General features: G+C 61.4%; 10 protein-coding genes. 5 read left to right on the plus strand and 5 right to left on the minus strand.

Features of this window, described 5'->3' with window-relative positions; all coding sequences use genetic code 11:
- Window positions 1–8: 8 nt before the first annotated feature.
- Entirely contained in the window at window positions 9–386 is a 378-nt protein-coding gene (locus AACU78_RS29845) for a response regulator (protein ID WP_003217591.1), read from the plus strand.
- Between the two features lie 52 nt (window positions 387–438).
- Here the strand turns inward: AACU78_RS29845 and AACU78_RS29850 are convergent, their stop codons facing one another.
- From AACU78_RS29850 to AACU78_RS29870, 5 genes are all read right to left on the minus strand, one after another.
- Window positions 439–5,097 carry a hypothetical protein gene (locus AACU78_RS29850; RefSeq protein WP_106579186.1) on the minus strand — a complete coding sequence of 1,553 codons (4,659 nt, stop codon included), beginning with the start codon at window positions 5,095–5,097 and terminating at the stop codon, window positions 439–441.
- Between the two features lie 138 nt (window positions 5,098–5,235).
- The gene (locus AACU78_RS29855; RefSeq protein WP_371924181.1) at window positions 5,236–6,858 is read right to left on the minus strand and encodes an ATP-binding protein; all 1,623 of its coding nucleotides are present in this window, start codon (window positions 6,856–6,858) and stop codon (window positions 5,236–5,238) included.
- A gap of 44 nt (window positions 6,859–6,902) precedes the next feature.
- A complete protein-coding gene (locus AACU78_RS29860) occupies window positions 6,903–8,405 on the minus strand; it encodes an ATPase domain-containing protein (RefSeq protein WP_106579188.1) in 1,503 nt (500 codons plus the stop codon).
- A gap of 143 nt (window positions 8,406–8,548) precedes the next feature.
- On the minus strand, window positions 8,549–9,607 hold the full coding sequence (locus tag AACU78_RS29865; RefSeq protein WP_106579189.1) for a tetratricopeptide repeat protein: 1,059 nt from the start codon (window positions 9,605–9,607) through the stop codon (window positions 8,549–8,551).
- A gap of 77 nt (window positions 9,608–9,684) precedes the next feature.
- Window positions 9,685–10,578, minus strand: coding sequence for a bestrophin family protein (locus AACU78_RS29870; RefSeq protein WP_106579190.1), 894 nt, complete (start codon window positions 10,576–10,578; stop codon window positions 9,685–9,687).
- A gap of 226 nt (window positions 10,579–10,804) precedes the next feature.
- On the opposite strand from AACU78_RS29870, the gene AACU78_RS29875 reads away from it, so the two are divergent.
- From AACU78_RS29875 to AACU78_RS29890, 4 genes are read left to right on the plus strand one after another with little or no spacing between them, the layout of a single operon-like run.
- The gene (locus AACU78_RS29875; RefSeq protein WP_106579191.1) at window positions 10,805–12,454 is read left to right on the plus strand and encodes an AMP-binding protein; all 1,650 of its coding nucleotides are present in this window, start codon (window positions 10,805–10,807) and stop codon (window positions 12,452–12,454) included.
- Between the two features lie 21 nt (window positions 12,455–12,475).
- Complete coding sequence (locus AACU78_RS29880; protein ID WP_106579192.1) at window positions 12,476–13,243, plus strand: SDR family NAD(P)-dependent oxidoreductase; 768 nt, start codon at window positions 12,476–12,478, stop codon at window positions 13,241–13,243.
- Between the two features lie 12 nt (window positions 13,244–13,255).
- A complete protein-coding gene (locus AACU78_RS29885; RefSeq protein ID WP_106579193.1) occupies window positions 13,256–14,440 on the plus strand; it encodes an acetyl-CoA C-acyltransferase in 1,185 nt (394 codons plus the stop codon).
- A 9-nt stretch (window positions 14,441–14,449) separates the two neighbouring features.
- On the plus strand, window positions 14,450–15,577 hold the full coding sequence (locus tag AACU78_RS29890; RefSeq protein WP_106579194.1) for an acyl-CoA dehydrogenase: 1,128 nt from the start codon (window positions 14,450–14,452) through the stop codon (window positions 15,575–15,577).

Genomic DNA, 15,577 nt, shown 5'->3' on the forward strand with positions numbered 1-15,577 from the left:
GGCTTCCCATGAGTGAAGATGCACAAGATGTTGTTCTGATCGTCGAGGACGACGAATCGATTATGTTCGTGCTGGGTGAATACCTGGCCGGGCTGGGGTATCGAGTACTGAAGGCGATTGATGGGGAGCAAGCCTTCGAAATCCTCGCGACCAAGCCGCACCTGGACCTGATGGTCACGGACTACCGCCTGCCGGGCGGAATTTCCGGGGTACAGATCGCTGAACCGGCGATCAAGTTGCGACCGGAATTGAAAGTGATCTTTATCAGCGGTTATCCGCAGGAAATCCTCGACTGCAACAGCCCGATCACGCGCAACGCGCCGATCCTGGCCAAGCCGTTTGATCTGGATACGCTGCAGGAGCATATCCAGCGATTGTTGGCTTGAGTACGGTCTGTGCCAGGGACGCGTATCACTGTCCCTGGCAGCATTCACCGGCTTAGTCGCGCGCCCAGTCCAGAATTTCGTTGATCTTTGAGCGGTCGAATACGCCCGCCCCCTCATCATCACGCAGCTTGAAATTGCCATCGGGATAGACTTCTACCCCGACGGAGCTGGCGTAGGTCACGGACACGTCTTTCTTTTGCAGGATCGATAACAACGGTTTGTTACCGTTGCTATCAACCTGGCCTATTACCCTGCCGACCATCAGCGATGAGCGTGTTGCGGTGCCGCCGACAAAAATCACCTTGCCGCCATTCTCCAATGCGCTGTCCAGCTGCTGGAGCAGGGCAAAGGCATTGTGCTCAGCCCCCACAGGCGCCTCCAGATTGCTGCCGTTCAAGTGCACCAAGGTGCGTTTGTGGTACACCCCGTTTTGCAGATCGGTCAGCACCACCAGTGCCGAGCAGTCACCGAGTCCATGGGTGCTGAGGATGCTTGTGGGGTCATCGAGGGTTTTCGCCTCGGCCACGAACACTTCAACGTTTTGCACGGCGGGCTTACTGGCGCTGTTGGCTATGAGCGGTGGCTGCACAGCCACATCAGCGACCGAAGGCTTCGCGCCCAGAGCGTCGTCGAACAGCGACTGAACATGTGCGTCGGCAATATGGTTGGTTTTCTTCCATGCGTCACTGTGAGTGCTGACGTTGAACTCCAGCCTGGTGGGGTCGCCGCCCGCGGTTTTGTACGGCAACGGCAGGTGTTTGTCGGTAAACAGCTTGCCCAGGCCCTTCTTCATGGCGGCAGCGCTCGCAAATTCCGCGAGGCCGTAGTTGGGGTCGTAATAAAAAAACCGCTTGGCGACGCCTTCGCCCTGCGTGCCGATCATCATCGCGTGGTCGGCGGTGCCGATCATCATGGTCTTCGGGCCGCTGGCGTCAGCAATGTCATCCATCAGTTGGGCGTAGCCCATTTTGCGAACGGGCGCACCGGCATGAAACTGCGTGGGTGTATCCAGTTGCTTTTGAATCTGCGTCAGGTTCGCCACGAACTGCCTGGACTCGGCGGCGGTGGGGTTGGCCGCTGCGCTGAATAAATTGGCGGCGAAACGGGTGTGCTTGCCTTGCTCCATGGCCGTCGCCATGACGCGCGACATCGCTGCGCATTGGCCTTTGCTGAGCGGGGTGGTCTGGCTGAGATAGAACAGTTGGGGAACGGGCGTGAACGTGCCGCCGCCCCCGCTGATGTGCTGGTAAAACGCATTGACCCCGCTGAAGCTGTGCTGCACCGCTAAACGCTCGCGCTGGCGTACCAAGGCGCCGACCTCGGCCGGTGTGCGGCCAGGCGTGCGCGCAAGCGCCATCACTTCAGCGGATTTCATTCCGGCGCGATAGCCGTTGATCGTCAGCGGGTCGACCTGGGTATAGCCATGGTTGAACTGCACACTGTTTGCACCGTGTTGGTGGTGTTCAACCCAGGCGGTCCAGGCGCTTTCACCGGCGGTCTGCTGAGCCTCGTGTAATTCTCCGCTGGCTCTGATCGAGGGTTGGAAGTCCTCCAGAGCCTTGCCATACGGCTGGCCACTTAGCGTGTCGAAGGCAAACCACTTGCCACGTTGAAGCACTGCCGGCCCTTCAGCGATGACGCCGCCCAGCCTGAAGGTGCCCACCGCGCCGGCATCAAAATGTCGACTCGCCTTGATCAGGCTGTAACTGTCGGCACTGCCGCGCAGTGTGTTGTAGGCATACAGCCCGCCTTTTTGCACCCCACCCGCGGCACGGGAAATCAGGCTGCCCACGCCATCCAGCGGGTTGAGTGCGCCCAGCGCAGCACGCCCCACGATCTTCACGCCCTGGGCCAGCCTGACCGCCGCGCTGGTACCTGCTTGCAGTGCCTTGGCGCCTTTGGCTGCAACGCCTAGGCCTACGACGAACCCGAAGGCATCGAACGCCAAATCAAGGATGCCGTCACCCACGGCGCCGGCTCGAAAATTCTGGATTGCCGAGCGCAGGGGAATCAGATTGAGCATGAATTCGCGGGCTTTTTTGTAGAATGGCACCTCGGTATCAAACGTCGTCACACCCCGCGCCTCACTCTGCAGCGCCCGGATGTTCAGGTCTTCGACCAAGGCGTCGGCAATGTAGCGGGACCGTTCGCTGGCAAAGCTGTCGGGTGTGCCCGCTCGCGGTTTTTCTTCAGTAATGCGCGCTGAATAACGGCCGGAAGGTTTAACCTCCAGCAGCATTTTCGAGTAGCGCCACTTATCCGCTTCATCAGTCTGGCGCCCGATCGGGTGGTCTTTGAGCTCTTCGCGCTGGCAGATGTTGCTGTCTCTTAAATTGACTTGATAAACAGTGACGACGCCGTCGAGCTCTGTTTTCAGCAGCAGGCTATCGGGTACCTTGGTTTCAACACGGTTCTGGTTGAAGGCGGTATGAGAGATGCTGTGCTCGGTCAGCAGGGTCACTTTCCCATACTCAATGGCTTTTCGATCTTCCAGGGGCAGTGTGGCGATCAGGTGTTTGATTTGCGTGCTCGTCGCCTGTTCTGCCGCGTGGAAGTACCGCTGAAGTTCAGTGTTGAACACAGCATTGATGTCGGAAAGTTTGTTTGCATGGCCCGCGAGCGTGCGTGTGTCGACGTCATCGGACGATGACGTCCATGCCGTTGCCTTGAGTTGCCCGTGCAGGTAAAGGTCCAGCGCCGAGTACGGCCCGGGGAAGTCGCGGCTCTGATCAAATGGGGTGATGCATTTTTTCTCGAAGGGCAGGTCACCATACACACGCTTGAGCTCCTCCAGCGCCATCGCCCGGCGCTCGGGCATTGGGGTCGAGTAGGCTTGCGAGGCTTGGCCCAATGCTGAAATCCGCGCGCTGTAGGCGCCAAAGACGCGGTTCATCTGCTCGTCGGTGTAGTCATCCAGCGTGTTCAGCGGGAGCAAGCCTTGAGCAACCCCCCAATCTTTGAGCGCATCGCGCTGCGCCATGCCTTCTACCTGCCGGTCCTGGTCGGTGACAGGTGCCAGATCGGCTCGTTGCATGACCTGTGCGAAGGTCATACGCGCCGTTGAGCCGGGCGCCTGGCTCTCGAGGCGCGCTACCGCCGTGCTGAAGGTGACCCAGGTGTGTGAGTCACACGTCACCTTGGCGGGAATGTCGTTGACCAAAAAAGCTGGGGCTCGGCGTGACAGCAACAGGTGGGCCGCAACGGGTGCCAGTTCGGCGCTGACACGGCCCGAGGAAACCAAATGCGTCACCAGCCCCGCGACCACCGTTGAAGGATGCTGGCCCCAATGTTGATGGCGGGCCCTATCAAAACCGGCAACGCCGGTTCTGGCTGGCGCCGAGGTGTTTGCTGCTTCATCCAGGGTCGCGCCAAGGGCTGCCAGCGTCCAATCGTTAGGGCTTTGCGGGGTCGAGACGCCATTGAATTTTTCCTGCAGCGCCAGCCCCAGCGCCTGGGCCTCAGGCGTAGCGAGCAGGCGTTGAATAAACCGCCGCGGGTCGTGCAGTTCGGACGGCGCAAAACGCTGATTGCGCGTCAGGTAACCGAGTGCACCGGTGGCCTCGTGATAATTTTGCAGACCCTTAAGCCCCAGCGTGTTCTGACGCAGGGAATTTCTCAGGTTGTAACGATCGTCAGCACTCAATGGGGTTGGCCAGGACAAGGCTCCGCCGAGATTGCCGTCGGGAAGCTGCGAAAGGGCTGGCGTTGTCAGTAACCGTCCCAGATTTAACAGCTCGTCGCGGCTGCGGGGCCTGTCCCAGCCATTGTCGCTGAGGTATTTGTCCAGGCTGACGGTAGGGTCCGCTTGCAACAGCCTGTGGGGCGAATCGGCCTGCAACGTGATGCGGGTGTTGCCCATTTTGTCGCGAATAAGTTGCTCAATCCGGCTTTGTACAAACGAGGGCGATAGGTACAAGCTGTCGAGGGGATCTTTGGTGGCGCGGTATAGCCACTGTTCGGATAAATCATCGATCTGCTGAATGACCGCGATCAGTTTCAAGGCCACGTTGCTGTGATCATGAGCACTGGCCAGCTTGGCCCGTTCGTGTTGCAGCACCTCGGCAGCGCGGTCTGGCCTGGGGCGGGAAAGGCCGAAGGCTTCAGCGGCCTCTAGCTGCGCTGCACGGGCTTCAGCGGATTCCCGGGTTTGCCCCGTGATGGCTTCGCCATAAAAGTCCGCGACCGCCCGGCAGGGTGCCGATGTGCGGCTGGAGGGGCTCAGAATATAACCAGCGCTTGAAGTCAGGGCTTTTGCCGCTTGCATGATGGGCGCCATCATCGAGGTCCAGAGGTGGCCATGCTCAAAGCCTGAAAAGGGTTTGCGCTGACCGCCGACGAAGGCGCTGATGAGGTTGTCTCGGGGATTGATCTCAATGGGCTTTGACAGATCGATCTGCTGCTGCGTTGCCCAACTGACAAAGTACGGGCTCTTCATCAAATCGTGCAGGTGTGACCACCATTGGCCGAAGGCAGAGGCGGGCGCAATGGTGTCGATGTCGCCCAGTCGTCCACTACTGGCCGCGGCGCGCAGCGTTTGCGCCAGATAACCGGCCAACTGACTGTCGCCGTCGACTTGCGCACGCTCAGTCGCGTCCGGGCCCGCGGGGTTGCCGTCCCGATCCGCCAGGCGTGGTCGGCGTATTGTGGGGGGCTCAGGTGCAGCATTCAGCGGCCATTGATGCAGTGGAATAAGGTTGCGGGCAGCGATCATGATGGGACTCGTGAGGTAAGTTTCAGGTTAACGACGGGCACCTTTCATGCGTCGCGATTTGAAACTTCGTGTCCGATCCCTCAACGCCGGTTCCAGCCTGTCAGCCACCAGATATTGCGGTAACGTGCAGCAACTACCTCACGCCTGAATCATTTCCCGCACCTTCGCCGTCAACAAATCAAAGGTGAATGGCTTGGTGATCAACTGCATCCCAGGATCGAGGAAGCCGCCGCGCACCGCCGCGTGTTCGGCATAACCGGTGATGAACAGGACCTTGAGCTGAGGGCGAATCTGCCGACCAATTTCCGCCATTTGCCGGCCGTTCATGCCCGGCAGACCCACGTCGCTGATGAGCAAGTCGATACGCTGGTCGGATTCGATGATCGGCAGCGCCGTGTCCGCATCACCGGCCTCGACGAAGGCATAGCCCAACTCTTTGAGCACGGCGCTGACCAACACGCGTACTGCCGGGTCATCCTCGACGATCAATACCGTTTCACCCGCATTGGCATAGGGCGCCAAGGCGGGATTGAAGTGTTCCGGAGCCTGCAGTTCACCGACAAAACGCGGCAGGAACAGGCTCACCGTGGTGCCTTTACCCACTTCGCTGTGGAGGGTGACGTGGCCATGGGACTGGCGGGCAAAGCCGTAGATCATCGATAAGCCGAGGCCGGTGCCCTGGCCAATCGGCTTGGTGGTAAAAAATGGATCGAACACGCGGCCCATCAGGTGTTCTGGAATGCCGCAGCCGGTGTCGCTGACGCTCAGCTCGACATAGTCGCCGGGCTTCAAGGTGCCGTAGGCCGCAGTGAACACGTTGTCCAGGTGGCGGTTGGTGGTTTCAACCACTAACTTGCCGCCGCCCGGCATGGCGTCCCGCGCGTTGATCACCAGGTTGAGCAGGGCGCTTTCGAGCTGATTGGGATCAGCTTCGGCAGTCCAGAGCTGACTGTCGAGGCGCATGTCGAGGGCAATGCTTTCATTGATGCTGCGTTGCAGCAGCTCACCCATGGAGGTCACCAGTTGGTTGATCTCGACAGGCTTGGAATCCAGCGATTGGCGACGGGAAAACGCCAACAGGCGATGGGTCAGGCCGGCCGCGCGGTTGGCCGAGGTCACGCCCAAGTCGATAAGGCCGTCCAGGTCATCGAGCTTGCCGCGCGCAATGCGCCGTCGCAGCAGCTCCAGGCTGCCGATAATCCCGGTGAGCATGTTGTTGAAGTCATGCGCGATGCCGCCGGTCAACTGACCTACGGCTTCCATTTTCTGCGATTGGCGCAAGGCTTCTTCATTGCTGCGCAGTTGCGCCGTGCGCTCCTCGACTTGCTGCTCGAGGGTTTCCATGGTGCGTTGCAGGCGCAGCTCGCTTTCACTCAAGTCAATCAAGCGGTCGCGGGCGTCATATTGCCGGCGCCGGCTACGCAGGGCTGCGCTCACCAGGCTGATCAAGGTGATGGGGTGGAAGGGGCGTTCGAGGAAGGTCACGTTGCCCAGCAGCCCGCTCAAGTGCGACGAACCATTCTGCTCGCTGCCGCCGTGATGGGTCATCAGCACAATCGGCAAGTCCGACCACGCCGGCTGCTGATGCAGATGCTCCAGCAACGGCTCCAGGTCAACCCCGCGCAACGCCTCCGCCGCAATTACCAATAAGCCGGCGCCGTCTTCGAGCAATTCGCACAGGTCGGCCAGGTTGCTGGCAACAATGCCGCTGTAGCCAGCTTCGTTTAGCATCATCAGCGCCAATGAGCCGTCGCGACCCATCGGCGCCAGGATAATTGCGCGCTCGGAGGCAGGAGAAACGCCGATCACGATCCCTCTTCCTTGAGCAAGGGTGAGCCGCTGCCGTTGAAAGTCGGGATGCCGCGCAGCACGCCCTGGAAGTTGTCGAGCGGCTCGCCCACCGTCATGCCACGGCTGCCAATGCGGTACTCGCGAATGGTCGACTCATGCGAACCGGTACGCTTTTTGATGATTGAGATGGCCCGGCGTACCTTGCCCAGTGCTTCGAAGTAACGCAGCAAAATCACGGTATCGGCCAGGTACGTAATGTCGACGGGGGCTTGCATGTCACCGACCAGCCCATGCTGGGCGACGGTCATGAACGTGGCAGCTCCCCGGCGATTGAGGTACAGCAACAGCTCGTGCATGTGCAGGATCAGCGCGTTTTCTTCCGGCATCGCCGCCTGGTAGCCGTTGATGCTGTCGATGACCACGGTTTTGATCCCGCGCTCGTCAACACAACGGCGCACTCGGTGCGAGAACTCGCCGGGCGACAACTCGGCCGCGTCCACCTGTTCGATCAGCAGGTTGCCGGTGTCCTGCAGGGCAGCGAGGTCGATGCCCATGTTTTTCATGCGTTCGAACAACAAACCCAGTTCTTCGTCGAAGATAAACAGCGCAGCTTTCTCGCCACGGGCCACAGCCGCTGCGGCGAAGATCATGGAAATCAGGGATTTACCGGTGCCCGCAGGGCCAAGAATCAAGCTGCTGGAGCCGGTTTCGACGCCGCCGCCCATCAGACTGTCCAGTTCGACAATGCCGCTGCTCAGGGTCTGGCGGACATACCCGCCGCGATGCTCGGCGGCGACCAGCCGCGGGAACACATGCACGCCGTCGCCCATGATGGTGAAGTCATGAAAGCCGCCGCGGTATTTTTGCCCACGGTATTTCACCACCCGCACACGGCGGCGTTCGGCGCCGTAGTTGGGCGTCAGTTCTTCCAGGCGAATCACGCCGTGGGCCACGCTGTGTACGGTTTTATCCAGCGATTCGGTGGTCAGGTCGTCCAGCAGCAGCACGGTGGCGTCGTAGCGCACGAAGTAATGCTTGATTGCCAGGATCTGCCGACGATAACGCAGGGAGCTTTGCGCGAGCAGGCGGATCTCCGAAAGGCTGTCGATGACCACGCGGGTCGGTTTGACCCGCTCCACCACTTCAAAAATCTGCCGCGTGGCTTCGCCCAGCTCCAGGTCGGAGGAGTACAGCAGGCTTTGCTGATGGTTGGCGTCCAGCAGGCTCTCTGGCGGGGTCAGCTCGAAGATGTGGATATTGTCATCCAGGTCCCAGCCATGGGACTTGGCGCCCTGGCGCAATTCGCGCTCGGTTTCGGAGAGGGTGATGTACAGCGAACGTTCACCGTTTTTCGCACCGGCCTGCAAAAAATGCAGCGCAATGGTGGTTTTGCCCGTGCCGGGTTCGCCTTCCAGCAGGAACAGGTGGCTGCGCGATAACCCCCCGGAAAGAATGTCATCAAGACCTTCGATGCCGGTGGCCGCCTTTTCACTGAACAGCTCGTTGGATGTAGACAAGAAGTGCCCTCAGGTCACGTACAAATAGAGGAGCGCGCCGCCTCGGGCGCGCCATATTCACTTGACCGTGGAGGCCCATGGCGGTTCAACGTTTCGCGAAAATTGTACAAGCCTGGGTATGGATTACAACTTTTTGCAATGCCCTACAGGCCTTGCTGCAACGCCGGGTCATCCGGGTTCTGTTGCTCAAGTTGCGCCAGCAATACCTGCACGTTTTGCAGCTGGCCGCTTTCTTTCCAGTAATTGACCAGCAACACCCGCGCTTTGCGGTTGGCCGGATGGCGCTGAATGATGTCTTCCAGCTGACGCTGGGCGGCTTCCAACTCTTCCTGGGCGTGCAGGGTCGTGGCGAGGTCGTAACGGTAATCCTGATTGTCCGGTTCAAGCTCTACCGCTTTGGACAGGCCGAGCAGGGCGTACGGGCGCTCGCCATGGTGCAACAGCCACATGCCCAGCGCATGCTGCAGGTAAGCCGAGTCGGGGTGAGCCGCCAACTGACGTGCCAGCAGTTGCCGCGACTCATCGGTCTTGCCTTGTTTGTCCAGCAGTTCGATTTGCGCGACCACCGCCTGCAGGTTGTCCGGTTGCAAGCGCATGGCCTGTTCGAGGGCATTCTGGGCGTCTGGCAGCAGCGCACTATGGATGTAGAGGCGCGCCAGTTGAATCCAGCTTGCGGCCGTTTCCGGCTCACTTTTGAGGGTTTTCACAAACTCATCGAGCACTTGCTGCAACGGCCCGAAGTACAGCCCCAGGGTGTCCGGCGACAGACCGAGCAAGGCATTGGCGGCAGCAAAGCGCACCGCCTGTTCGGAATCGTCGAGCACCGGCCCCAGCAACAAGACGCGTTGGCCGCTGGGCACCAGGCCGACAATGCTGTGGATCGCCGCCTCACGCACCACTGGCGAATCATTGGCCAGGTCTTTGTCGGCGAGCTTCAGCGCCTGCGGGCTTGGGTAGTTGGGCAACTCGGCGTGCAAGGCAGCACGACGTTCAGGCGACAGGTCCGGCCGGCCGAGCTGTTGGTACAGCACGCGCGCGGCGCCGGGTTCGCCGTTATGCGCCTGCTTCAAGGCTTTGGCGTAACCATGGGCAATCGCCGGCGGCACGGCCACCGGCGTAGGGCGGGAGAAAAACCAGGTGAGCAACACAATCAACAACAGGGCGCACAGGCCGATGATGGAGTAACGGCGTGACTTTGACATGCAGGCGTCCAAAAGCTGGTGGCAGCTAGTGCAAAGCCATCAGCTTCGGTCAGACCACGGCGAGTGTCAAACCCGCATCAGGTCAGCACGTATTCAATGGGTTCCAGGGCCGGCGGCAAGTCGCTTGCGCCCAGAGCGGCAAGAATCTCGCGCTCCAACGTGCGCACGATGGCATTGCACGGCAGGTCATTTTCATCAAACCCGAACGGGTCTTCCAGGTCGTCGCCGATTTCATCCAGGCCAAAGAAGGTGTAGCTGACGATGGCGGTGAACACCGGCGTCAGCCAGCCCAGCGGCTCGGCCATGGCAAACGGCAGCAGAATGCAGAACAGGTAGATGGTGCGGTGCAACAGCAGCGTGTAAGGGAAGGGCAGCGGCGTGTGCTTGATTCGCTCGCACGACGCCTGCACCTGGCTGAGGCTGACCAGTCGGGTTTCCAGCTGGGTGTAGCGCCATTCGCTGATGACGCCTTGCTCGGCCAGCCCGGAAAAGCGCGCGCCCAGTTGTTGCAGCACGGCGTCTGGAAGGTTCGGGTGCGCGCGATCAACGCCGATCCACGGCGTGATGGCGCCGGCCTCGTCTTCATGGCGCAGGCGCGCAATCAGGCCATGGGCAAAGCCGCACAAACCGCGCAGTAGCCCACTGCGCTCAGCCGGGTCAGTCAGCACCTGGGTTTCGCGGATCAGCGAGCGCACATCGATGATCATTTGCCCCAACTGCTTGCGGCCTTCCCACCAGCGGTCATAGCAGGCGTTGTTGCGAAAGCTCATGAAGATCGACAACGACAAGCCCAGCAAGGTGAACGGCGTGGCGTTGACCTTGGAAAAATACGCCGGGTGCAAGGTTTCAACCAGCACGATCACCGAGGCCAGCAAGGTCACCAGCAGGCTGCGCAGCGCGATGCGCTTGGCAATCGAGCCCTTGAGGGAAAACAGGATGCCCAGGAGGTTGGGTTTGGGACGAACGATCATTGCAGGGAGGCTTCTTTGGTGGTGCAGGCCCCAAGGTTAGAAGCAACCCGGGCGGGCGTCCAATCACTTGAACTGACCGGCTGATCAGCGCGCTCAATGATTGGCCAAACCAGTCAGCCAAGTTGAAGGCTTTGACCATTGCTGCTGTCACGCTGCAGAGCGACTATTTCCACGGTTTACGTGTTCAAAAACGTCCTGAAAATAAGAACCACAAGGATTTGAAGCGATGCGTGAGTATTTGGCTGCCACTACCGAGTTTGATTACCAGCACACCGTCGACGCCGCACTGGCCGGCAACCTGCAGGCGCTCAATGCCTGCGTGGAATGCTGCGACCGGCATGCGCTGCCGGGCCGCATCGCGCTGTTCTGGGAAGGCAAGGACGGGCGCAGCGCCACGTCCACCTTCACAGACTTGCAGGACCAGGCTGCCCGCTTCGCCAATTTCCTCCTGGCCCAGGGCGTCAAACGCGGCGACAAGGTGGCCGGCCTGCTGCCGCGCACCGCAGAATTGCTGGTGGTGGTGTTCGCCACCTGGCGCATCGGCGCGGTCTATCAGCCGCTGTTTACCGCTTTCGGGCCCAAGGCCATTGAACATCGCTTGAGCAGTTCCGGCGCCGCACTGGTGGTCACCGACGCGGTGAACCGGCCCAAGCTTGTGGACGTGGAAGGTTGCCCGACCATCGTCACCGTCGCCGGGGCCAGGGGCGAAGGCATCGTGCGTGGCGACTACAGCTTCTGGGCCGAACTGCCAAATTATTCCAACGCCTGCGAGCCGGTGATGCTGGACGGTGACGCGCCGTTTTTGCTGATGTTCACCTCGGGCACCACCGGCCCGTCGAAAGCCCTGTCGGTGCCGCTCAAGGCCATCGTTGCCTTTGAGCGTTACACCCGCGACGCAGTAGACCTTCGCCCCGAAGACGCGTTCTGGAACGTTGCCGACCCGGGTTGGGCTTACGGCATCTATTTTGGCGTGACCGGGCCGTTGTCCATGGGCCACCCGATCACCTTTTACGATGGGCCGTTCACCCTGGAGAGCACCTGCCGGGTGATCAACAAGTACGGCATCACCAACCTGACGGGCTCACCGACCGCGTACCGCCTGCTGATTGCCGGCGGTGAGCAGTTCGCCCGCGCGATCAAGGGCAAACTGCGCATTGTCAGCAGCGCCGGCGAACCCCTGAACCCGGAAGTGATCCGCTGGTTCGCCGATAACCTGGGCGTGACCATCCACGACCACTATGGCCAGACCGAACTGGGCATGGTGCTGTGCAACCACCATGGCCTGGCGCATCCGGTGCATGTTGGCTCAGCCGGCTTTGCCTCGCCGGGGCACCGCATCGTGGTGGTCGATGACAACCATCAGGAACTGCCCGCCGGCCAGCCGGGCATTCTCGCCATTGACCGCGAACAGTCGCCGATGTGCTGGTTCGCCGGTTACGACGGCGTGAAGACCAAGGCCTTTGTCGGCAAGTACTACCTCAGCGGCGACACTGTGGAGCTGAACCCGAACGGCAGCATCAGTTTTGTCGGGCGCAGTGATGACGTGATCACCACCTCTGGCTACCGCGTCGGCCCCTTCGACGTGGAAAGCGCCCTGGTCGAGCACCCGGCCGTGGTCGAAGCCGCGGTGGTCGGCAAGCCCTGCCCGGAACGCACCGAGCTGGTGAAAGCCTTTGTGGTGCTCAACGAGCAATACCGCGCTACGCCTGAACTGGCCGAAGAGCTGCGCCTGCACGTGCGCAAGCGCCTCGCCGCGCATGCCTACCCGCGAGAAATCGAATTTGTCAGCGACCTGCCGAAAACCCCGAGCGGCAAGCTGCAACGTTTTATTTTGCGTAATCAGGAAATCGCCAAGGCTCAAGCAGCCTTGGCGTGATCCCTTTCAAAGGAACTAAAGATGCAGATTGAAAACAAGGTATTCCTGGTCAGCGGCGGCGCTTCGGGCCTCGGCGCGGCCACCGCTGAGATGCTGGTAGCCGCCGGTGCCAAGGTGATGCTGGTGGACCTCAACGCCGAAGCCGTCGCGGCGAAGGCCCGGCAGTTGGGCGATAACGCCCGCAGCGCCGTGGCGGACATCAGCCAGGAAGCCGCTGCCGAAGCGGCCGTGCAAGCCACCGTCGCCGCGTTCGGTGGTTTGCATGGGTTGGTGAACTGCGCCGGTGTGGTGCGTGGCGAGAAAATCCTCGGCAAGAACGGCCCGCATGCGCTGGCAAGCTTTGCCCAAGTGATCAACGTCAACCTGATCGGCAGCTTCAACCTGCTGCGCCTGGCCGCCGCCGCCATCGCTGAAACCGAGGCGAATGCCGACGGCGAGCGTGGCGTGATCATCAATACCGCGTCGGTGGCCGCCTTTGACGGGCAGATCGGCCAGGCGGCGTATGCCGCGTCCAAAGGCGCCATCGCCAGCCTGACGCTGCCGGCTGCCCGCGAACTGGCGCGTTTTGGCATCCGGGTCATGACCATCGCCCCAGGCATTTTCGAAACGCCCATGATGGCCGGCATGACCCCAGAGGTGCGCGATTCCCTGGCCGCCGGCGTGCCATTCCCGCCACGCCTGGGCAAACCGGCCGAGTACGCCGCGCTGGTGCGGCACATCATTGAAAACAGCATGCTCAATGGCGAGGTCATCCGTCTCGACGGTGCCTTGCGCATGGCCGCCAAGTAAGGAGAATTTTTCATGCACGATCCGATTGTTATCGTCAGCGCCGTCCGCACGCCCATGGGCGGGTTCCAGGGCGACCTCAAGGGCCTGACTGCGCCGCAACTGGGTGCCGCCGCGATTCGCGCCGCCGTCGAACGCGCCGGCATCGCCCCGGACGCGGTGGATGAAGTGCTGTTCGGCTGCGTATTGCCCGCCGGCCTCGGCCAGGCGCCTGCGCGTCAGGCAGCGCTGGGCGCCGGGCTGGACAAGGCCACGCGCTGCACCACGCTGAACAAAATGTGTGGTTCGGGCATGGAGGCGACCATTCTCGCCCACGACTCGCTGCTGGCCGGCAGTGTCGAGGTGGTGGTGGCCGGTGGCATGGAGAGCATGTCCAACGCGCCTTACCTGCTGGACCGCGCGCGCAGCGGCTACCGCATGGGCCACGGCAACGTGCTCGACCACATGTTTCTCGACGGCCTTGAAGACGCCTACGACAAGGGCCGCCTGATGGGCACCTTTGCCGAAGACTGTGCCGAGCACAACGGCTTTACCCGTGAAGCCCAGGACGCCTTCGCCATTGCCTCGCTGACCCGTGCCCAAGAGGCGATTACCCACGGCAGCTTCGCCGCCGAGATCGTCCCGGTGCAGGTCACCGTCGGTAAAGAGCAAAAAACCATCCTGCATGACGAACAGCCCCCCAAAGCCAAGCTGGACAAGATCGCCAGCCTGAAACCGGCTTTCCGCGAAGGCGGTACGGTGACGGCGGCCAACTCCAGTTCGATCTCCGACGGCGCGGCGGCGCTGCTGCTGATGCGTCAGTCCGACGCGCAAAGGCGTGGGCTCAAACCGCTGGCAATCATCCATGGGCACGCGGCGTTCGCCGACGAGCCGGGGCTGTTCCCGGTGGCGCCGGTGGGGGCGATTCGCAAACTGATGAGCAAGACTGGCTGGCACCTTGGCGAAGTGGATTTGTTCGAGATCAACGAAGCCTTTGCGGTGGTCAGCCTGGTGACCATGAGCAAGCTGGAAATCCCCCACAGCAAGGTCAACATCCACGGCGGCGCCTGCGCGCTGGGGCATCCGATTGGCGCCTCGGGCGCGCGCATTCTGGTGACCTTGCTCTCGGCGCTGCGCCAGAAAGGCCTCAAGCGCGGCGTTGCGGCCATTTGTATCGGCGGCGGTGAAGCCACGGCCATGGCCGTCGAATGCGTGTATTAAGGACTTTTTATGCTGCCCAATGACGAACAACTGCAAATCAGCGAAGCGGCCCGGCAATTTGCCCAGGAGCGCTTGAAGCCGTTCGCTGCCGAGTGGGACCGCGAGCACCGCTTTCCCAGGCAAGCCATCGGCGAAATGGCCGAGCTGGGCTTTTTCGGCATGTTGGTACCGGAACAGTGGGGCGGTTGCGACACCGGCTACCTGGCCTATGCGATGGCCCTGGAGGAAATCGCCGCCGGTGACGGCGCGTGCTCGACCATCATGAGCGTGCACAACTCGGTGGGCTGCGTGCCGATTCTGAAATTCGGCAACGATCAGCAGAAAGAACAGTTCCTCACGCCGCTGGCCAGCGGTGCCATGCTCGGCGCCTTTGCGCTGACCGAACCGCAGGCCGGTTCCGATGCCAGCAGCCTGAAAACCCGCGCGCGCCTGGACGGCGATCACTACGTGCTCAATGGCTGCAAACAGTTCATCACCTCCGGGCAAAACGCCGGGATCGTGATTGTGTTCGCGGTCACCGACCCGGCCGCCGGCAAGCGCGGGATCAGCGCGTTTATCGTGCCCACCGACTCACCCGGTTACACCGTCGCACGGGTCGAAGACAAGCTCGGCCAGCATGCGTCCGACACCTGCCAGATTCTGTTTGAAGACGTGAAGGTGCCAGTTGCCAACCGATTGGGCGAGGAGGGTGAAGGCTACAAGATCGCCCTGGCCAACCTTGAAGGCGGCCGCGTCGGCATCGCTTCGCAATCGGTGGGCATGGCGCGCGCGGCATTTGAAGCCGCACGTGACTATGCACGCGAGCGCGAAAGCTTCGGCAAAACCTTGATCGAACACCAGGCCGTGGCGTTTCGCCTGGCAGACATGGCCACGCAAATTGCCGTCGCCCGGCAGATGGTGCATTACGCCGCCGCCCTGCGCGACAGCGGCAAGCCAGCCTTGGTCGAGGCCTCGATGGCCAAGCTGTTCGCCTCGGAAATGGCCGAAAAAGTCTGCTCGGCCGCCTTGCAAACCTTGGGCGGTTACGGTTACCTGAGCGACTTTCCCTTGGAGCGGATCTACCGCGATGTGCGGGTCTGCCAGATTTACGAAGGCACCAGCGATATCCAGCGCATGGTCATCTCACGCAATCTTTAA

The organism is Pseudomonas sp. R9.37 (genome assembly GCF_963878885.1).
In the GTDB taxonomy this organism is placed as follows: domain Bacteria; phylum Pseudomonadota; class Gammaproteobacteria; order Pseudomonadales; family Pseudomonadaceae; genus Aquipseudomonas.

Bases quoted from the DNA above. Each gene is read 5' to 3' on its own strand.
- AACU78_RS29875 (WP_106579191.1), top strand. From the start codon at position 10,805: ATGCGTGAGTATTTGGCTGCCACTACCGAGTTTGATTACCAGCACACC.
- AACU78_RS29885 (WP_106579193.1), top strand. From the start codon at position 13,256: ATGCACGATCCGATTGTTATCGTCAGCGCCGTCCGCACGCCCATGGGC.
- AACU78_RS29855 (WP_371924181.1), bottom strand. From the start codon at position 6,858: ATGGGTCGCGACGGCTCATTGGCGCTGATGATGCTAAACGAAGCTGGC.
- AACU78_RS29870 (WP_106579190.1), bottom strand. From the start codon at position 10,578: ATGATCGTTCGTCCCAAACCCAACCTCCTGGGCATCCTGTTTTCCCTC.
- AACU78_RS29865 (WP_106579189.1), bottom strand. From the start codon at position 9,607: ATGTCAAAGTCACGCCGTTACTCCATCATCGGCCTGTGCGCCCTGTTG.
- AACU78_RS29890 (WP_106579194.1), top strand. From the start codon at position 14,450: ATGCTGCCCAATGACGAACAACTGCAAATCAGCGAAGCGGCCCGGCAA.
- AACU78_RS29880 (WP_106579192.1), top strand. From the start codon at position 12,476: ATGCAGATTGAAAACAAGGTATTCCTGGTCAGCGGCGGCGCTTCGGGC.
- AACU78_RS29845 (WP_003217591.1), top strand. From the start codon at position 9: ATGAGTGAAGATGCACAAGATGTTGTTCTGATCGTCGAGGACGACGAA.
- AACU78_RS29850 (WP_106579186.1), bottom strand. From the start codon at position 5,097: ATGATCGCTGCCCGCAACCTTATTCCACTGCATCAATGGCCGCTGAAT.